This window comes from Nonomuraea sp. PA05, assembly GCF_008086045.1.
In the GTDB taxonomy this organism is placed as follows: Bacteria; Actinomycetota; Actinomycetes; order Streptosporangiales; family Streptosporangiaceae; genus Nonomuraea; species Nonomuraea monospora.
Genome location: NZ_VSEY01000015.1, coordinates 130,109 through 148,076, shown reverse-complemented (window position 1 = coordinate 148,076; position 17,968 = coordinate 130,109). Strand labels below are relative to the sequence as shown.

Below are 17,968 nucleotides of genomic sequence, written 5' to 3'. Positions count from 1 at the left end.
CTCGTATAAAAACGAGACAGAACGTCTAGAAAAGAGGATGGAAGATGCGTGTAGTGATCATGGGCGGTACGGCGGGCATCGGGCTGGCCACGGCGCGGCTGCTGGCGGGCGACGGCGCCGAGGTGATCGTCACGGGCCGCGACCCGGAGAGGCTGGCCGCCGCCAAGGAGAGCGTGGCGGCGGCGGAGCAGGTGGACGGCACCTCGCAGGAGGAGGTGGCCGCCTTCTTCGACCGGGTGGGCGAGCTGGACCACCTGGTGCTCGCCTTCAGCGGAGGCGCCGACGCGATGGGGCCGCTGGCGGAGCTGGAGGTGTCCGCCGTGCGGGACGCGTTCGACGGCAAGCTGTTCCCGTACCTGTACGCCATCCAGCGGGCCCGCGTGACCGGCTCCATCACCATGGTCTCCGCAGCGAGCGCGCGCGCCGCCCTGCCGGGGACCGCGGGTCTGGCCGCCGTGAACGGGGCGATCGAGCGGATCGTGCCGCCGCTGGCCGCCGAGCTGGCCCCGGTGCGGATCAACGCCGTCTCGCCGGGCGTCGTGGACACGGCCTGGTGGTCGTTCCTGCCCGAGGAGCAGCGGCGGGCCCAGTTCGAGGCGGTCGCGGGGACGCTCCCCGCCGGCCGCGTCGGACGGCCGGAGGATGTGGCTGGCGCGATCAGGTACGTGATCGGCGCGCCCTACGTCACCGGCTCGATCCTGCCGGTGGACGGGGGGTTCACCGTGTCCTGACGGCGATGCGTGATCCCGGGCGATGAGTTTCCTGAGCGGGATCGGTCTGCACGGGCCGAAGACCCGCGCCGCTCCAGGAGCCCCAGCCCCGGCCTCTTGCCCGCCTCGTTCGGGCCCAGGCAGCCGCGGAATGTCTCAGGACAGCGCCGCCCTGAGGCGGGCGGCCAGCTCCTCGGCCTGTTCCTGGGTCCAGGGGAGCACGCCGTTCTCCGCCATCAGGGCGTGGAACTGCTGCTGGTCGTACGGCGTGCCGGGAGGTAGCGGGGCGATGTGCCAGTGCAGGTGGGCGTTACCCTGCCGGCTGCCCAGGGACAGCACGTACGTGCGCTCCGACGGGACGACCGACTCCACGGCCAGGGCCACCCTTCTGACGACGGCCATGATCGCGTGGAAGGCTCGCTCGTCGAGGTCGCGTACGACGTGCTCGACGTGCCGCTTCGGGCTGACCAGGACGTAGCCGGGCAAGGTGGGGTAACGCGCCAGGAACGCCAGATGCTCCTCGTCCTCGTAGACGATCTGCTCCAGCGCGTACTCCGGGTCACCGGCCGCGATGGCGCAGATGAAGCAGGGGCCTGATCGCACCCGTTCCACGTAGGCGGCGACGTCGAAGGGCACCTTCTGCTCAAGATCCATCGCCCGATGATGTCAGGCCGCGGCCTCCACGGTCTCGCGTACGGGCAGGGAGTCCAGCTCGGTCACGGGCTCGCGGCGGGGCAGCATCCGCGCCGACAGCGCGATCAGCACGCCGAGCACCACGCCGATGCCCAGCGCCGTACGGAGCGAGGTGGCGTCCGACAGGAACCCGATCACCACGGGCCCGAGCAGCAGCCCGGTGTACCCCATGGCCCCCGCCTGGGCGATCGCGGGCCCGGGGGTGTCGGTCGCGGTGCCGGCGAGCGACAGCGTGAGCGGCGAGATGGTCGCCACGCCGAGCCCGACGAAGAACATCGCGGACACCGCCACCACCGCCGCCGGCGCCAGCAGCACGACCGCGAAGAACCCGGCCGTGGCCACCCCGGACACAGTCAGCATGCCGCGCACCCCGAACCGGAGGCGCAGCCGGTCACCCGTGAGCCGGGCGATCAGCATGCCCACCTCGAAGACCGGGTAGCCGAGCGCCGCCACGGCCTCGGGTGCGCCGAGCTCGTCGCGCAGGTACAGGCCGTTCCAGTCGGCGACGGTGCCCTCGACCATGAACGCGAAGAACATGATGACGCCGAGCAGGTAGACGATCGGCGGCATGCGGCGGCGGCCCGCCTGCGCGGTCTCGGCCGCCGGGGGCTCCGGCAGGTACGTGCGGCCCAGCAGCACCATGACCGGCAGGGACACGAGGGCGATCAGCGCCACGTTCGCGGTGAACGGCAGGCCGACGGCGATCGCCAGGCTGCCGAGGCCGCCCGCCGAGATGGCGCCCACGCACCAGCCGGCGTGCATGCCGTTCATCAGGGGCCGCCCGTAGGCCTGCTCGACAGCGGAACCTTGGGCGTTCATGGAGACGTCCACGGTGCCGAAGGCCATGCCGAACAGCGCCACGGCCACCAGGAGCAGGGGAAGGTCGGGGGCGACGGCGACGCCGAGGAGGCTGAGTGCCGTCAGGGGGCCGCCTGCCCGCAGGAGCGTCCGGCTGCCCACGCGTGCCATGACGCGGCGCATGGACTGCATGGTCACCAGCGCGCCCAGGCCCCACACCAGCAGGATGGTGCCGACCATGGCTTCGGACAGGCCGAGCTTGTCGGTCAGGGCGGGGATGCGCACGGTCATCGTGCCCACCATCAGGCCGGCAAGGACAAAGGTGAGGATCGCCCCGTAACGGGCATTCCTCAGCTCGCGGGTCATCAGGCCACCTCACAAGAAGTCATGAAAAGGGCGGGCGGGTTGGGGCCGCCCGTGAAATGTGTCTGTCTGGGATGTGGGCAGAACGCCCCGATTGCGCGCTGGGCAGCGGTGACCGGCGGGTCGCCGCTTCAGCGTTCCGTGGCGCGGAGCCGTGCCGGTCGGATGCGGGAACCGGGCGGGCGGCGCGGCGTGGCGGATGAAAGGGGGAAGGACTCAGGCGGACGTCGGGGCGATCAGCGCTTTGAGGCGCCGCTCCAGGGCCTGGAGGTCGGCCTCCGTGTTCAGCTCGGGGTCGTGGCTGGCCACGTCCCACAAACCTTCACACGCGAGGCGGACGATCTGCGAGGCCACCGGGTCGGGCTCTTCGCTCAGCTCCTCGCGATGCCATCGGGTCATGGCCTCGCGCAGCGGTGCGAGCAGGAAGAGGTTGCCCGACGCCCCCGTGACGACCGCCCATCGTCGCAGCCGGCCGGAGCGGACGGCTGCGAGGGTGGCACCCAGGTAGCGCTCGGTGTACGTGTCGCCGGGCTGAGCGGCCGTCAGTGCGTCGAAGTCTTCGATCAACCGCTCCACCATGCCCTTGATCAGGGCCTCTTTGGAGCCGTAGTGATAGAGGAGACCGCCCTTGCTCACGCCCGCCCGGTCGGCCACGGCCGCCAGGGTGAGCGCGGCCGAGCCCTGGTCGCAGAGCAGATCCTCTGCCGCGTCCAGCAGCTCGTCCCTTCGCATGCGATTACTGTACCGTCCGGACGGTACAGTTGCAAGCGAGATACCCTGAGCACGTGACCAGACCGTCTGCCTACCTTGATCATGCGGCGACCACCCCCATGCTGCCCGAAGCGATCGAGGCCATGACGGCTCAACTCAAACGCGTCGGAAATGCTTCCTCCCTGCACGCGACCGGCCGCCAGGTGCGCAGAGTGGTGGAGGAATCGCGCGAGACGATCGCCGGCGCGCTCGGCGCCCGTCCCAGCGAGGTCGTCTTCACCTCCGGCGGCACCGAGGCCGACAACCTGGCGATCAAGGGCCTCTACTGGGCGCGCCGCCCGCGCAGGCGGGTGCTGATCAGCTCGGTGGAGCACCACGCCGCGCTCGACCCCGCCCACTGGCTGGCCGACAGCCAGGGCGCCGAGGTGGAGCTGCTGGAGGTGGACGAGCACGGCCGCCTGCACCCCGAGACGCTGCGCGCCGCCATCGAGCGCGACCCCGGCGACGTGGCCATGATCAGCATCATGTGGGCCAACAACGAGGTCGGCACCGTCCAGCCCGTCCACGTGCTGGCCGCCATCGCGCACGACCACGGCATCCCGTTCCACACCGACGCCGTCCAGGCCGTCGGGCAGTTGCCCGTGTCGTTCTCCGGCTCGGGGGCCGACGCGCTCACGCTGACCGGCCACAAGATCGGCGGGCCGATGGGGGCCGGGGCGCTGCTGCTGGCCAGGGGGCTGACGCCGGTCTCCGTCCAGCACGGCGGCGGGCAGGAGCGCGACGTGCGCTCCGGCACGCTCGACGCGCCCGCCATCGCGGGGCTCGCCGCCGCCGTCAGCACCGCCGTGCGCGAGCAGGAGGAGCTGGGGCGGCGGCTGGTTGAGCTGCGTGACGAGCTCATCCAGCGCGTCCGCGACGCGGTGCCGGACGTGGTGCTCAACGGCGACCCCGTCGACCGGCTGCCCGGCAACGCGCACTTCTCCTTCCCCGGCTGCGAGGGCGACGCGCTGCTCATGCTGCTCGACGCCAAGGGGGTGGAGTGCTCGACCGGGTCGGCCTGCTCGGCCGGGGTCGCGCAGCCGTCCCACGTGCTGCTGGCCATGGGCGCCGACGCGGCGGCGGCCCGCGGGTCGCTGCGGTTCACGCTGGGGCACACCTCGACGCGCGAGGACGTCGATCGGCTGATCGAGGTGCTCCCGGCAGCAGTCGAACGCGCCCGCCGCGCGGGCCTGGGCTAGACCAAGAACAGGCTCAGGTCAGGAACGGGGCCACCGCGGTCCAGGCGGGGTCGGAGGTCACGTCCACCCGGGGCTCGCCCTCCTCCCACCCCACGATCAGCTCCTTGGCGTGGATCGCCGCGTCCCCCGTCGGGTCGGCGTACACGTGGATGATCCGATGCCCCTCGGCGCTGAGGTGGGCGGCCAGCACGGCGTCGTCGCGCAGCTTGAGCAGGCGGGCCGCCAGGCGCTCCTCGAAGTCGCGCAGCGCGGTCAGGGAGTCGCCGACCGGCAGGCCGTTCTCGTCGCGGTGCGCGTACGGCAGCGTGATGGCGATGTGCTGGTCGAACAGCGGATGGTCCACCGGCCGCAGCGGGTGGCGGGCGGTGGCGACCAGGGGCGCGCCGGTGCCGGTCTGGCCCTCCAGCAGCACCCACTCCTCCTGCGCGTAGCCGGAGGCCACATCGGCGACGACGGCGGGCAGGTGCACGGCCGCCACGGAGTCGATCGGCTCGAACGTGACCGCGGTGATCTCGCCCACCCACCTGGCCACGTCGTCCTCGCCGAGCAGCCAGTCGAGGGCCAGCAGCGTGGTCTCCATCCTGGTGTCCTCGTCGAGCTCGCCGAAGATCGGATGGTAGGCGGACACGTCCACCCTGGGCTGGTTGCGGGGCACGCGCAGGCCGAGCGTGAGCTTGTCGAGCTCGAAGACGAAGCCGCCCACGTCGATCCTGAGCTCCGTCGCCTGCGGGTTGGGCTGGCGCGAGGGGTGGAACTCCCACAGCAGGTCGGACGGCGGCGCCGCCTTGGCCCACCGGTGCGCGAGCGAGCGCAGCTCGGCGTCGCCCGCCGCGGTCACCACGAGGGCGTGCGCGGCCTCCTTGCCGGGGGCCACCTCGTAGACCAGCCCCGGATGGATCGCGGTGACCGCCGGGGTGAGCAGCTCCTCGACCCCCTCGCCGTCACCCGCCCCCAGCAGGGCGTCGAGTCGTGGCCTGGCCTCCTGCCACCACGTCCAGAATCCGGCGATGGCCTCGGCCGGCCCACCGGCCCCTTCGTCCGCGTCCTTGCGCCCGAACAGTCGCATGGTCGAATACTCCCAGACGGAGGGCATGGTCGCGCACCCCCGGGCGGACAGTACGCTGGAACGGTCATGGGACTGCGTGTGCTTGCCGCCATGTCGGGCGGCGTCGACTCGGCCGTGGCCGCCGCTCGCATCGCCGAGGCCGGTCACGACGTCACTGGTGTCCATCTCGCGCTCTCGGCCAACCCCCAATCCCACCGCACGGGAGCCAGGGGCTGCTGCACGATCGAGGATTCACGCGACGCGCGGCGGGCCGCCGACGTGATCGGCATCCCCTTCTACATCTGGGACATGGCGGAGCGCTTCCAACGCGACGTCGTCGAGGACTTCGTGGCCGAGTACGCCGCGGGCCGCACGCCCAACCCCTGCCTGCGCTGCAACGAGAAGATCAAGTTCGCGGCGGTGCTCGACAGGGCGCTGGCCCTGGGCTTCGACGCCGTCGCCACCGGGCACCACGCCAAGCTGGCCGACGGCGTCCTGTCGAGGAGCGTCGACCAGGGCAAGGACCAGTCGTACGTGCTCGGCGTGCTCACCCGCGAGCAGCTCGGGCACGCGCTGTTCCCGCTGGGCGACTCGACCAAGGCCGAGGTGCGCGAGGAGGCGGCCAGGCGCGGCCTGACCGTCGCCGACAAGCCCGACAGCCACGACATCTGCTTCATCGCCGACGGCGACACCCGCGGTTTCCTGGCCGAGCGGCTCGGCTCGGCCGAGGGGCCCATCGTCGACCAGAGCGGCGAGGTCGTCGGCAGCCACCTGGGGGCGCACGGGTTCACGGTGGGGCAGCGCAAGGGCCTGCGCATCGACCGGCCGGCGCCTGACGGCAGGCCGCGTTACGTGCTGTCCATCGAGCCGGTGTCCAACACGGTGACGGTCGGCCCGCGCTCGGCGCTGCAGGTGACCACGATCGTCTGCGGCACCCCGGTGTGGAACGGCCCGTCCGGCCGCGAAGACCTGACCGTGCAGCTCAGGGCGCACGGTGAGGTCTATCCGTGCCGGTTCGAGGAGCGCGGGGGCGGGCTGTCGATCGAGCTCGACCGGCCCGCCACGGGTGTCGCGGCGGGCCAGGCCGCGGTGCTCTACTCCGGTGCGACGGTGATCGGCTCGGCGACCATCGTCTCGGCTAGCTGAGCGTGGTCGACTCGCCGACCGGGATACGGCGGATGTCGGCGCCCTGCTTCTGCGCCTCCAAGCGCAGCCAGTTGTCCACCAGGCCGAGGCCGACCTCGCTGTAGAGGCCGTCATGGGTGGAGTACGCCCGCGCGGGACGGATCTCGCGGAGATACTCCACCATGTCCCACAGCTTCATCCACGGCGCGCCGGTCGGCACCAGCAGGGTGCCCACCTCCGCCTGGGGGACGGTGAGCGCGTCACCCGGGTAGAACAGCTCGTCGTCGAGCAGGAAGCCGACGTTCTGCACGACGCGCATGTCGGGGTGGTTCTTGGCGTGCCACTCGCCGAACACCCTCACCTGGAACCCGGCCGTCTCGAAGTCGTCGCCGTGCCGGACCACCTGCACCTTGCCCGGCACCTCGGTCAGGTCCGCCGCGACGCCCTCGCAGGTCCAGATCTCCAGCTCGGGTGAGGCCGCCTTGAGCTTGTCCACGTCCACGTGGTCCGCGTGCTCGTGGGTGATGAGCACCGTGTCGGCGCCGTCGAGTGCCGCGCCGTCCGTGAACGTGCCCGGGTCGATGACCAGAGTCTTGCCGTTCTTCTCCACGCGGACGCAGGCGTGGCCGAACTTCGTGAGCTTCATTCGGCAGAGCCTACGCTTGTGCCCATGTCTACGTGGGAAGCCACCGGGGTCGGTTCGCATCCGGGTGAGGATCATCTTGAGGCGATCAGGGTCGTGTTCGGCGAGGTGCCAGGGCTGCCGTACCTGCCGGAGCTGCCCGCCAGAGGCGTCGGCGCGGACATGGTGGGGCGGACGGCGGCGCTGCTCGTCGATCTGCCCGTGGAGGTGCAGCCCTCCGGATGGCGGCTGGCCGACCGGCCGGGGCGCGATCACCAGCGGGCCGTCGATCATCTGCGGCGCGACCTCGACGGGCTGGAGGAGATCGGCCACGACTACGCGGGGCCGCTGAAGGTGCAGGTCTGCGGGCCGTGGACGCTGGCCGGGTCGATCGAGCTGAGGTTCGGCGACAAGATGCTCTCGGACGCGGGCGCCGTCCGCGACCTGACCGCCTCGCTGGCCCAGGGCGTGGCCGAGCACTGCGCCGAGATCCGGCGGCGGCTGCCGGGCGTGAGCGAGATCGTGCTGCAGCTCGACGAGCCGGGGCTGCCGGGGGTGCTGGCGGGGACGGTGCCGACCGCCTCGGGGTTCGGGCGGCTGGCGGCGGTCGAGGAGTGGCGGGTGGAGGACTCACTGGGCTCCTTCGAGTCGCCGGTGATCCACTGCTGCGCGCCGGGCGTGCCGTTCGCGCTGCTGCGCAGGGCGGGGGTGCGGGGCATCTCGGTGGACGCCGCGATGCTGCGGCGCAGGGACGACGACCGGCTGGGCGAGCTGTTCGAGGCGGGCGCGACGCTGTTCATGGGGGTCGTCCCTGGTACGGACACGCGGCTGGCCGGGCCGGGAGTGGTGGCCAAGCCGGCGCTGGAGCTGTGGCGGCGGCTGGGGTTCGCGCCTGACCGGCTGGCCTCGCAGGTCGTGCTGACCCCGGCCTGCGGGCTGGCGGGGGCCTCGCCGGCGTACGCGCGGGCGGCGCTGGCGGCCTGCCACAAGGCGGCGCAGGTGCTCAGGGACGATCCGCGGGAGGGTTGAGCGGTGGTTCTGTCGGTGCTCGGCGATAGCGTTTGCACAGGTCGTCGTACGGAAGGGGGCTCACGTGGCTGAGGTCGAGGGTGTGCCGGTCGAGGTGTTGAAGCGGCACGCGGAGCTCAGTGAGCTGGTCGAGGACGCCCGCTGGCGTTACTACGTGCTCGACCAGCCGACGGTGAGCGACGCCCAGTTCGACGGGTGGTTCAAGGAGCTGCTCGCGCTGGAGGAGGCGCATCCGACGCTGCAGACGCCCGATTCGCCCACCCAGAAGGTGGGCGCGCCGGTGTCGGGCGATTTCGCCAAGGTTCAGCACCTCAACCGGATGGAGAGCCTCGACAACGCCTTCAACGCCGAGGACATCGCGGCCTGGCAGGCGCGGGCCGAGCGGCTGGCCGAGGGCGACCCGGGTCCCTACCTGTGCGAGCTGAAGATCGACGGGCTGGCCGTGGCGCTCGTCTACCGGGACGGCAAGCTGGAGCGCGGCGCGACCCGCGGCGACGGGCGCACGGGTGACGACGTGACGGCCAACGTCCGCACGATCAAGGGCGTCCCGCACCGGCTCACGGGCGACGACATCCCGAGCCTGGTCGAGGTCCGCGGCGAGGTCTACATCCCGGTCGAGGATTTCAAGCAGCTCAACGAGCAGCTCGTGGAGCAGGGCAAGCCGCCGTTCGCCAACCCGCGCAACTCGGCGGCGGGCACGCTGCGGCAGAAGGACCCGCGCATCACCGCGCAGCGGCCGTTGCGGATGCTGGTGCACGGCATCGGCGTCTGGGAGGGCACCGAGGAGCCGCGGGCGCAGTCGCACTGCTACGACCGGCTGCGGGAGTTCGGGCTGCCGGTCAGCGATCTGGTCAAGGTGGTGCCGGGGCTCGACGAGATCAACGAGTTCATCGAGCACTACCACGCGCACCGGCACGACCCTGCCTACGAGATCGACGGCGTGGTGGTGAAGGTCGACGACTTCCGCACGCAGCGGGAGCTGGGCTCGACCTCGCGGGCGCCGCGCTGGGCGATCGCCTTCAAGTATCCGCCGGAGGAGGTCAACACCAAGCTGCTCGACATCCAGGTGGGGGTGGGCCGCACCGGGCGGGTCACTCCGTTCGGCGACATGGAGCCGGTGGTGGTCTCCGGCTCGACCGTGCAGCGGGCCACGCTGCACAACGCCGCGATCGTGGTGAAGAAGGGCGTGCTCATCGGCGACACGGTGGTGCTGCGCAAGGCGGGCGACGTCATCCCGGAGATCGTCGGTCCTGTCACGGCGCTGCGCGACGGGTCCGAGCGGGAGTTCGTGATGCCCACGCACTGCCCGGAGTGCGGCACGGAGCTGGCCTACGAGAAGGAGGGCGACGCCGACCTGCGCTGCCCGAACGCGCGGGGCTGCCCGGCGCAGATCCGTGAGCGCATCTTCTTCGCGGCGGGCCGGCGCGCGCTCGACATCGACGGGCTCGGCTACGTCGCGGCCACGGCGCTGACCCAGCCGCTGCCGCCGCAGCAGCCGGTGGTGCGCACCGAGGCCGACCTGTTCGACCTGACGCTGGAGCAGCTCATCCCGATCAAGTCGGTGGTGCGCGACCAGGACACCGGCCTGCCCAAGGTCGACCCCAAGACGGGTGAGGAGAAGGTCGTCACGTTCTTCTCCAACCTCAGTGGCGAGCCCAGCCAGAACGCGCTGCGCCTGATGGAGGAGCTGGAGCGGGCCAAGGAGTGCTCGCTGGCGCAGGTGCTGGTGGCCCTGTCGATCCGGCACATCGGCCCGCCGACCGCGCGGGCGCTGGCCGACGCGATGCGCTCGATCGACGCCGTCATGAACGCCTCGGAGGAGGAGCTGGCCGCGGTCGAGGGCATCGGGCCCAGGGTGGCGGCCACGATCAAGGAGTGGTTCGAGGTCGACTGGCACCGGGAGATCATCGAGCGGTGGCGGGCGGCCGGGGTCCGCATGGAGGACGAGCCGGCGCCGGAGAAGGGCCCGCAGACGCTGGAGGGGCTGACGTTCGTGGTGACGGGCACGCTGGAGGGCTACACGCGTGACACCGCCGCCGAGGCGCTGACCAGCAGGGGCGGGAAGGTCTCCGGGTCGGTGTCGAAGAAGACGTCGTTCCTGGTCGCGGGGGAGAACGCCGGGTCGAAATACGACAAGGCGGTCACCCTCGGCGTGCCGATCCTCGACGGGGCCGGGTTCGAGGTGCTGCTGGAGGAGGGGCCTGAGGCGGCGGCAGGGGTGGCCGTGACGCCGGAGGGTTAGCCCTGGAGATCGAGGAGAGGGTCCGTTCGCGGGTGACGCGGGCGGGCCCTTCGTCGTTGTGTGTTCGGTTTGCTACTGAGGGTGCTTTTTGGGTATATGTCGGAAGAGAGAATTACGGACCGTACGCGGTTGGTTTCGCGAAGTGGGGTGAAGGTCGTACCCTCCCATAGTGACCTAATGGGGGTTCTGTTACCGATGACTGACCCAACCGACACCCGCGACACCGGACCACGCGTCGGCACACCCTTGTGGGGCTACCTCGCGGGCATCACTGTGATCGGCTTCACCGCCCTGGTGGTGGCCATGCTCAGGCTGGACTCGGCCGGGGTGGCCGGGCTCGCCCGCACGCCGCTGTTCTGGGTGCTGGCCGTGCTGGTGGTCCTGGGAGAGCTGCGGCCCGTCATGGTGTCGTCCGCGACGGCCGTGGGCGGCACGTACCCGTCCACCATGTTCACCTTCGCCGTGCTGCTGCACCTCGGGCTGCCCGTGGCGGTGCTGATGCAGGCCGTCGCCGTCGTGATCAACGGCGTGGTGACGCGCAGGTCGTGGCACCGGGTCATGTTCAACATCGCCCAGTCCACGCTCGCGCTCACCGCCGCCGCCGTGGTGCTGGGGACGTTCGGCATCGTGCCGAGCCCCGCCGAGCCCTGGGTGCCGGGCGGGGACGACCTGCTGGCGATCGCGCTGGCCGGCATCGCGTACTTCGTCACCAGGGCCACCCTCGTGAGCGGCGCGGTCGCGCTGCACGAGCGGCGCTCGATCATGCGGGTGGTGAAGGTCACCGTCGGCCCGCAGAGCCTCGTCTACACCGGACTGCTCGGCCTGGCGCCCCTCGTCGTGGTGGTCATGAGCCACTCGCCCGGCCTCGTGCCGCTCTTCGTCGCCCCGCTGGCCGCCGTCTACTTCACCGCCACGCTGTCCATGCGCCGCGACCACCAGGCGCTGCACGACGAGCTGACCGGCCTGCCCAACCGCAAGATGCTCATCGTCAGCACCGAGGAGGCGCTGGCCGAGTCGCGCCAGGACGAGCGGGTCGGGCTGTTCCTGCTGGACCTCGACCGGTTCAAGGAGGTCAACGACACCCTGGGGCACCCCGTGGGCGACCGGCTGCTGCAGCTCATCGCGCACCGGCTCACCCACTCCGTGCGGCCCGGCGACGTCGTGGCCAGGCTGGGCGGCGACGAGTTCGCCGTGCTGCTGCCCTCGATCAGGGACGCGCACGCGGCCAGGGAGGTGGCCGCCCGGCTGCGGGCCGCGCTGACCGAGCCCGTCCGCCTGGAGGGCATGACCTTCGACCTCGACGCGTCCGTCGGCATCGCGCTCTACCCCGACCACGCGCCCGACTTCGAGCTGCTGCTGCAACGCGCCGACGTGGCCATGTACCTGGCCAAGGAGGGCCGCACCGGCGTCGAGCTCTACCAGCCGGACAAGGACCGCAACTCGCCCGAGCGGCTCACCCTGCTCGGCGACCTGCGCCGCGCCATCGACAACCGCGAGCTGCGCCTGCACTACCAGCCCAAGGTGGGGCTGGGCGGCGGCGACGTGCGGGGGGTCGAGGCGCTGCTGCGCTGGCGGCATCCGGTGCACGGGCCGATCGCGCCTTCCGACTTCGTGCCGCTGGCCGAGCAGTCGTACCTGATGCGGCAGCTCACCGCGTACGTCATCGAGGAGGCCCTGGAGCAGGCCGCGGCCTGGTGGCACACCGGGCTGCGGGTGCAGATCTCGGTGAACATCTCCGCCCGCGACCTGCTCGCCTCCGCGCTGCCCGAGCAGCTGGAGGTGGGCCTGGCCAGGTACGGCCTGCCGCCCGCCGCCATCCAGCTGGAGGTCACCGAGCGCATCCTGACCGGCGACCAGGCCTACACGCAGGAGACCATCAAGGCGCTGGCCGCGCTCGGCGTCCCCCTGGCGCTCGACGACTTCGGCACCGGCTACTCCTCGCTGATCAGGCTCCAGCGGCTGGCGGTGTCGGAGGTCAAGATCGACGCCTCGTTCGTGCGCCGGATCGCCGAGTCGGAGGACGACTACCGCATCGTGCGCTCCATCGTCGACCTGGTCCGCTCGCTCGGGCTGCGGTCGGTCGCGGAGGGCGTGGAATCGGACGACGTGGCGATGCGGCTGGTGGAGATGGGGTGCGACGTGGGGCAGGGCTGGCTGTTCTGCCACCCGATGCCGGCCGAGGAGGCCGCGGTGTGGCTGCGCGACCGGGCGGGCGCCTCCGTCGAGTACGGCTACCAGCCTGAGGTCAGCAGCTCGGCCTGAGCGGTAAAGGTTCGGGGCTGCCGGGTCAGGCCCCCTAGGATGGCAGTGTCCAAAGACTCCATCCACGAAACGGGTTCAACGACTCATGTCCGCCATAACCCGCGACGAGGTCGCCCACCTGGCTCGGTTGTCCAGGCTGGCGCTCACCGACGACGAGCTCGATCACTACGCCACCCAGCTCGATGCCATCATCGAGTCGGTCGCGAAGGTGGCCGAGGTCGCCGCCGAGGACGTGCCGCCTTCGTCGCACGCGCTTCCGCTGACCAATGTCTTCCGTGCCGACGAGGTGCGACAGTCCCTGACGCCCGACCAGGCGCTCGCCGGCGCCCCCGCCGTCGAGGACGACCGCTTCCGGGTGCCGCGCATCCTCGGGGAGGAGGCATGAGTTTGATCCGCAAGACCGCCGCCGAGCTGGGCTCGATGATCGCCGCAGGCGAGGTGTCGGCCGAGGAGGTGGCCGCGGCGCACCTCGACCGCATGGCCGAGGTGGAGCCCAAGGTCAAGGCGTTCCTGCACGTCGATCGCGAGGTCACGCTGGAGCAGGCGCGCGCCGTGGACGCCAGGCTCCGGGCCGGCGAGAAGCTGGGGCCGCTGGCCGGCGTGCCGATCGCGCACAAGGACATCTTCACCACCCGCGACATGCCGACGACGGCCGCCTCCAAGATCCTGGAGGGGTGGCGGCCGCCGTACGACGCGACCGTCACCGCCCGCCTGCGCGAGGCCGGGCTGGTCATCCTGGGCAAGACGAACCTCGACGAGTTCGCCATGGGCTCCTCGACGGAGAACTCCGCCTACCACGCCACCCACAACCCGTGGGACCTGACGAAGATCCCCGGCGGCTCCTCCGGCGGCTCCAGCGCGGCGGTGGCCGCCTACGAGGCGCCGCTGTCCACGGGCACCGACACCGGCGGCTCGATCCGGCAGCCCGCCTCCGTCACCGGCATCGTCGGCATGAAGCCGACCTACGGCGGCTCGTCCCGCTACGGCCTGATCGCCTTCGCCAGCTCGCTCGACACGCCGGGGCCGTTCGCCCGCAACGTGCTCGACGCGGCGCTGCTGCACGAGGCGTTCTCCGGCCACGACCCGATGGACTCCACCTCGATCGACGCGCCCGTGCCGTCGGTCGTCGAGGCCGCGAAGAACGCCGACGTGGCCGGCATGCGGATCGGCGTCGTCAAGGAGTTCGCCGGCGAGGGCTACCAGGCCGGCGTGCTGGCCCGCTACCACGAGACCGTGCAGCTCCTGGAGTCGCTCGGCGCCAAGGTCGTCGAGGTCTCCTGCCCGTCCTTCACCACCGCGCTGCCCGCCTACTACCTGATCGCGCCGTCGGAGTGCTCGTCCAACCTGGCGCGCTTCGACGCGATGCGCTACGGCCTGCGCGTCGGCGACGACGGCACCCGCAGCGCCGAGGAGGTCATGGCGCTGACCAGGGCCGCCGGGTTCGGTCCCGAGGTCAAGCGGCGCATCATGCTGGGCACGTACGCGCTGTCGAGCGGCTACTACGACGCCTACTACGGCCAGGCCCAGAAGGTGCGCACGGTCATCGCGCGCGAGTTCGAGGCCGCCTACCAGCAGGTGGACGTGCTGGTGTCGCCGACCACGCCGACCACGGCGTTCCCGATCGGCGAGCGCGCCGACGACCCGATGGCGATGTACCTCGCCGACCTGTGCACGATCCCGTCCAACCTGGCGGGCAACGCGGCCATGTCGGTCCCGTGCGGCCTGGCCGACGAGGACGGCCTGCCGGTGGGCCTGCAGATCATGGCCCCGGTCCTGGCCGACGACCGCTGCTACCGCGTCGGCGCGGCCGTGGAGCAGGCGCTGGAGAGCCGCTGGGGCGGCAGCCTGCTGTCCAAGGCCCCGGAGCTGTAGGGCTTAGGAGGACGGCGGCATGCTCACGCGAATCGAGATCGACGGGTTCAAGTCCTTCTTGGACTTCGAGCTCGACGTGCCGCCGTTCCTCGCCCTGGTCGGGCCGAACTCGAGCGGGAAGTCCAACCTTCTGGACGCGCTTGCCTTCGCCCGCGCGGCGATCGGGCTGGGCGAGCCGCACATGAGGAGCGGGGAGGACCCGCTGCTCGACGCGCGGCGAGGAAAACCACAGGAGCTTTTCCACCAGCCGGCGGGCCAGCAGCCCGTCCCGCGGTTCGACATCCGCGTGGAGGCGGAGGTGGGCCTTCCTGGCCAGATCGAACGCTTCCGCGCCGTCATGGAGGCCCACCGGGCATCGGGAGACTGGTCCCTGGACGTGATGCCGGAGTGGTCGGCGATCGAGGGATGGCGGCGAGAGGCGGAGGCCTGGCACTTCCACGTTCCGGCTCCGCAAGCGATGCGGCGGCCGGTCACGGCCTTCAACCAGAGGCCGCTGACAGAGGACGCCGGCAACCTGGCGGCCGTGCTGGGCAGGATGAAGGCTACGGGCGAGCTGGACGACCTGGTGGTGGATCTGTCCGCTCTGGTGCCCGACGTGACGGGTGTGCGGCCGGTGCTGGACGAGCGCGAGCAGGAATGGTCGTTCGACATCCTCGTCGACCACGAGCCCATGCCGGCCCGGCTCGCCTCGGACGGCACGCTCCGGGTGCTCGCCTTGCTGGCGGCGCTCTACGACGAGCCCTCCGCGGGTCTGCTCATGGCGGAGGAGATCGAGAATGGTCTGCACCCCAGTAGGCTCGGCCAGTTGCTCGAAAGGATCTCGCAGCGGGTGGGCAGGTCCGGGCAATCGTGGCGGCAGGTCATCCTGACGACCCACTCACCTGTCGCGGTGTCCACGCTCTACAGGACGGCTCCGGAAGCGCTGGTCTTCCTCGATTCGGCGTGGCGGACTGGAGGGGGAAGCCCCCGCTCCCGCGTCACCGTCGCCAAGCCGGTGCGTCAGGAAGGCGCGCTGGGAACATTCGTCTCCCCGCGTCAGGTTCGCACCTACCTGAGCTCCGTAGGACAACCATGAGCCGGCCGCTCGTCGCCGGGTTGGTCACGGAGGGCGACACCGACGAGCTCTTCCTCGGGCCTGTCATCGGGCGTCAGCTCCGCGCGCTGACGGATCTCGCGCCACGTCCTGTGGACGTGCAGGCCGTCCAGTACGGTTCATGCCGCATGACCAAGGACGACGCCCGGATCCGGCGAGCCGTCGAGGACCTCGCGAGTGACTGCCACCTGATCTTCCTGCACAGCGACCATCGTGAGCGGGAGAAGGCGGCCAGGCACGCGGACGACGCCGTTGTCCCGTTGGTCCCGGTCAAGGAGACGGAGGCGTGGTTGCTGGCCGATGCCGAGGTGTGGGCCAGCGTGCCGGGCGCGGACCTGCGCCACTTGCCCGCCAGGCCGCGTGACGTGGAGAGAGTCGCCGACCCGAAGGCTGTGTTGCGTGCGGTGCTGGCAGGGGTCTCCCATCGGAAGGTCTCCGAGCACTTCGCCTTCGCCGGCGACCGTGTGGGTCTTCCCGTACTGGCACAGCTTCCCGCCTATGCCACCTGGGTGGAGGCGACCGCCAAGGCGCTGAGGAACCATGGATTCCTCTGAGTATCGACGCGATAACGTGAACGAACGATCTGAACGAAGGACCTCACCATGACTGCCGGCACGATCATGCCGTACGACGAAGCGCTCGGGCGCTTCGAGCCGGTGCTCGGCCTCGAGACGCATGTCGAGCTGGGCACCAAGTCGAAGATGTTCTGCGGTTGCAAGACGACCTTCGGCGCCCCGCCCAACACGCAGGTCTGCCCGACCTGCCTGGCCTTCCCCGGCGCGCTGCCGGTGGCCAACGCCCAGGCCATCGAGTCGACGATCCGCATCGGCCTGGCGCTCAACTGCTCGATCGCCGAGTGGTGCCGCATGGCACGGAAGAACTACTTCTATCCGGACATGCCGAAGAACTACCAGATCTCGCAGTACGACGAGCCGCTCTGCTTCGACGGCTACCTCGACGTCGAGGTCGGCGGCGAGACGGTGCGGATCGAGATCGAGCGGGTGCACCTGGAGGAGGACACCGGCAAGTCCACCCACGTGGGCGGCTCGACCGGGCGCATCCACGGGGCCGACTACTCGATCGTCGACTACAACCGCGCGGGCATCCCGCTGGTCGAGATCGTGACCAAGCCCATCCCGGGCACCGACCGGCTCGCGCCCGAGGTGGCCAGGGCGTACGTCACCGAGCTGCGCGAGATCATGCGCTCGCTGGGCGTCTCCGACGTGCGCATGGAGGAGGGCTCGCTGCGGTGTGACGTGAACGTCTCGCTGATGCCGCGCGGCTCGTCCGAGTGGGGCACCCGTACGGAGACGAAGAACGTCAACTCGCTGCGCAGCGTCGAGCGGGCGGTGCGGAGCGAGATCGAGCGGCAGGCGGCGATCCTGGCCGAGGGCGGCACGATCTTCCAGGAAACCCGGCACTTCCACGAGGACACCGGCACCACCACGTCGGGCCGGTCCAAGGAGGAGGCGCAGGACTACCGCTACTTCCCCGAGCCCGACCTGGTGCCGATCGCGCCCGACACGGCGTGGGTGGCCGAGCTGAAGGCGGCCCTGCCGGAGCTGCCGTCGGTCAAGCGCAAGCGGTTGCAGGCCGAGTGGGGCCTGTCCGACCTCGACATGCAGGCCATGCACAACGCCGACGCGATCGAGCTGGTCGAGGCCACGGTCGCGGCCGGTGCGCCGGCGGCCGACGCGCGCAAGTGGTGGATGGGCGAGCTGGCGCGCAAGTCCAACGAGAGCGGCACGCCGCTGGCCGACCTGCCGATCACGCCTGAGCAGATCGCCCGGGTGACCGAGCTGGTGGCCTCGGGCGCGCTCAACGACAAGCTGGCGCGCGAGGTGCTGGAAGGCGTGCTGGCCGGTGAGGGCACGCCGGACGAGGTGGTCGAGCGGCGCGGCCTGAAGATCGTCAACGACGAGGGCGAGCTGTCGGCGATCATCGACCAGGTGCTGGCCGACAACGCCGACGCGGCCGAGAAGGTGCGCTCCGGCAAGATCGCCGCGGCGGGCGCGCTCGTCGGCGGCGTCATGCGGGCCAGCAGGGGCAAGGCCGACGCGGCCAGGGCCCGCGAGCTGATCCTGGAGAAGCTGGGCGTCTCCGAGTAGTGAGACCGGTTGGCCCCGTCGATCCGGACAGATCGGCGGGGCCACTCCAAGAACCAC

Annotated in this window: 16 protein-coding genes; 11 read left to right on the top strand and 5 right to left on the bottom strand. The window is 71.1% G+C overall.

Going from position 1 to position 17,968, the window contains the following annotated elements; translation table 11 throughout:
- Positions 1-44 precede the first annotated feature (44 nt).
- Positions 45-731, top strand: coding sequence for an SDR family oxidoreductase (locus FXF51_RS24145; RefSeq protein WP_148436921.1), 687 nt, complete (start codon positions 45-47; stop codon positions 729-731).
- Positions 732-866: 135 nt separating this feature from the next.
- Here the strand turns inward: FXF51_RS24145 and FXF51_RS24140 are convergent, their stop codons facing one another.
- From FXF51_RS24140 to FXF51_RS24130, 3 genes are all read right to left on the bottom strand, one after another.
- Entirely contained in the window at positions 867-1,364 is a 498-nt protein-coding gene (locus FXF51_RS24140) for an HIT family protein (RefSeq protein WP_148436920.1), read from the bottom strand.
- 12 nt (positions 1,365-1,376) lie between these two features.
- Positions 1,377-2,567 carry an MFS transporter gene (locus FXF51_RS24135; RefSeq protein WP_148436919.1) on the bottom strand — a complete coding sequence of 397 codons (1,191 nt, stop codon included), beginning with the start codon at positions 2,565-2,567 and terminating at the stop codon, positions 1,377-1,379.
- 213 nt (positions 2,568-2,780) lie between these two features.
- The gene (locus tag FXF51_RS24130) at positions 2,781-3,296 is read right to left on the bottom strand and encodes a TetR/AcrR family transcriptional regulator (RefSeq protein ID WP_148436918.1); all 516 of its coding nucleotides are present in this window, start codon (positions 3,294-3,296) and stop codon (positions 2,781-2,783) included.
- 53 nt (positions 3,297-3,349) lie between these two features.
- Here FXF51_RS24130 and FXF51_RS24125 point away from each other — a divergent pair, with 53 nt between their 5' ends.
- Positions 3,350-4,513 carry a cysteine desulfurase family protein gene (locus FXF51_RS24125; RefSeq protein WP_262379799.1) on the top strand — a complete coding sequence of 388 codons (1,164 nt, stop codon included), beginning with the start codon at positions 3,350-3,352 and terminating at the stop codon, positions 4,511-4,513.
- Positions 4,514-4,526: 13 nt separating this feature from the next.
- Here FXF51_RS24125 and FXF51_RS24120 read toward each other — a convergent pair whose 3' ends face one another.
- Entirely contained in the window at positions 4,527-5,579 is a 1,053-nt protein-coding gene (locus tag FXF51_RS24120) for a DUF695 domain-containing protein (RefSeq protein ID WP_148436916.1), read from the bottom strand.
- Positions 5,580-5,645: 66 nt separating this feature from the next.
- Between FXF51_RS24120 and mnmA the strand changes: the two genes are divergently transcribed.
- Positions 5,646-6,704, top strand: a complete 1,059-nt coding sequence (mnmA, locus tag FXF51_RS24115; protein WP_148436915.1) for a tRNA 2-thiouridine(34) synthase MnmA — start codon at positions 5,646-5,648, stop codon at positions 6,702-6,704.
- Here mnmA and FXF51_RS24110 read toward each other — a convergent pair.
- A complete protein-coding gene (locus FXF51_RS24110) occupies positions 6,697-7,329 on the bottom strand; it encodes an MBL fold metallo-hydrolase (protein WP_148436914.1) in 633 nt (210 codons plus the stop codon). The genes mnmA and FXF51_RS24110 overlap by 8 nt on opposite strands.
- Positions 7,330-7,353: 24 nt before the next feature.
- Here FXF51_RS24110 and FXF51_RS24105 point away from each other — a divergent pair, with 24 nt between their 5' ends.
- The 8 genes from FXF51_RS24105 to gatB all read left to right on the top strand — a co-directional run bounded on the left by FXF51_RS24105 (position 7,354) and on the right by gatB (position 17,911).
- Entirely contained in the window at positions 7,354-8,334 is a 981-nt protein-coding gene (locus tag FXF51_RS24105) for a methionine synthase (protein ID WP_148436913.1), read from the top strand.
- A 64-nt stretch (positions 8,335-8,398) separates the two neighbouring features.
- A complete protein-coding gene (ligA, locus tag FXF51_RS24100; protein ID WP_148436912.1) occupies positions 8,399-10,576 on the top strand; it encodes an NAD-dependent DNA ligase LigA in 2,178 nt (725 codons plus the stop codon).
- Between the two features lie 195 nt (positions 10,577-10,771).
- On the top strand, positions 10,772-12,838 hold the full coding sequence (locus FXF51_RS24095; RefSeq protein WP_148436911.1) for a putative bifunctional diguanylate cyclase/phosphodiesterase: 2,067 nt from the start codon (positions 10,772-10,774) through the stop codon (positions 12,836-12,838).
- An 85-nt stretch (positions 12,839-12,923) separates the two neighbouring features.
- Entirely contained in the window at positions 12,924-13,223 is a 300-nt protein-coding gene (gene gatC / locus FXF51_RS24090) for an Asp-tRNA(Asn)/Glu-tRNA(Gln) amidotransferase subunit GatC (RefSeq protein WP_043618492.1), read from the top strand.
- Complete coding sequence (gene gatA / locus FXF51_RS24085; RefSeq protein ID WP_148436910.1) at positions 13,220-14,710, top strand: Asp-tRNA(Asn)/Glu-tRNA(Gln) amidotransferase subunit GatA; 1,491 nt, start codon at positions 13,220-13,222, stop codon at positions 14,708-14,710. The genes gatC and gatA overlap by 4 nt, the downstream gene beginning before the upstream one ends.
- Positions 14,711-14,729: 19 nt before the next feature.
- Complete coding sequence (locus tag FXF51_RS24080; protein ID WP_148436909.1) at positions 14,730-15,785, top strand: AAA family ATPase; 1,056 nt, start codon at positions 14,730-14,732, stop codon at positions 15,783-15,785.
- Positions 15,782-16,357, top strand: a complete 576-nt coding sequence (locus FXF51_RS24075; RefSeq protein WP_148436908.1) for a DUF4276 family protein — start codon at positions 15,782-15,784, stop codon at positions 16,355-16,357. Before FXF51_RS24080 ends, FXF51_RS24075 begins: the two co-directional genes overlap by 4 nt.
- A gap of 48 nt (positions 16,358-16,405) precedes the next feature.
- Entirely contained in the window at positions 16,406-17,911 is a 1,506-nt protein-coding gene (gatB, locus tag FXF51_RS24070; protein WP_148436907.1) for an Asp-tRNA(Asn)/Glu-tRNA(Gln) amidotransferase subunit GatB, read from the top strand.
- Positions 17,912-17,968: the final 57 nt, after the last annotated feature.

Bases quoted from the DNA above. Each gene is read 5' to 3' on its own strand.
- gatA (WP_148436910.1), top strand. From the start codon at position 13,220: ATGAGTTTGATCCGCAAGACCGCCGCCGAGCTGGGCTCGATGATCGCC.
- mnmA (WP_148436915.1), top strand. From the start codon at position 5,646: ATGGGACTGCGTGTGCTTGCCGCCATGTCGGGCGGCGTCGACTCGGCC.
- FXF51_RS24140 (WP_148436920.1), bottom strand. From the start codon at position 1,364: ATGGATCTTGAGCAGAAGGTGCCCTTCGACGTCGCCGCCTACGTGGAA.
- FXF51_RS24145 (WP_148436921.1), top strand. From the start codon at position 45: ATGCGTGTAGTGATCATGGGCGGTACGGCGGGCATCGGGCTGGCCACG.
- gatB (WP_148436907.1), top strand. From the start codon at position 16,406: ATGACTGCCGGCACGATCATGCCGTACGACGAAGCGCTCGGGCGCTTC.
- FXF51_RS24130 (WP_148436918.1), bottom strand. From the start codon at position 3,296: ATGCGAAGGGACGAGCTGCTGGACGCGGCAGAGGATCTGCTCTGCGAC.
- FXF51_RS24110 (WP_148436914.1), bottom strand. From the start codon at position 7,329: ATGAAGCTCACGAAGTTCGGCCACGCCTGCGTCCGCGTGGAGAAGAAC.
- FXF51_RS24095 (WP_148436911.1), top strand. From the start codon at position 10,772: ATGACTGACCCAACCGACACCCGCGACACCGGACCACGCGTCGGCACA.
- gatC (WP_043618492.1), top strand. From the start codon at position 12,924: ATGTCCGCCATAACCCGCGACGAGGTCGCCCACCTGGCTCGGTTGTCC.
- FXF51_RS24135 (WP_148436919.1), bottom strand. From the start codon at position 2,567: ATGACCCGCGAGCTGAGGAATGCCCGTTACGGGGCGATCCTCACCTTT.
- FXF51_RS24120 (WP_148436916.1), bottom strand. From the start codon at position 5,579: ATGCGACTGTTCGGGCGCAAGGACGCGGACGAAGGGGCCGGTGGGCCG.
- FXF51_RS24105 (WP_148436913.1), top strand. From the start codon at position 7,354: ATGTCTACGTGGGAAGCCACCGGGGTCGGTTCGCATCCGGGTGAGGAT.
- FXF51_RS24075 (WP_148436908.1), top strand. From the start codon at position 15,782: ATGAGCCGGCCGCTCGTCGCCGGGTTGGTCACGGAGGGCGACACCGAC.
- FXF51_RS24080 (WP_148436909.1), top strand. From the start codon at position 14,730: ATGCTCACGCGAATCGAGATCGACGGGTTCAAGTCCTTCTTGGACTTC.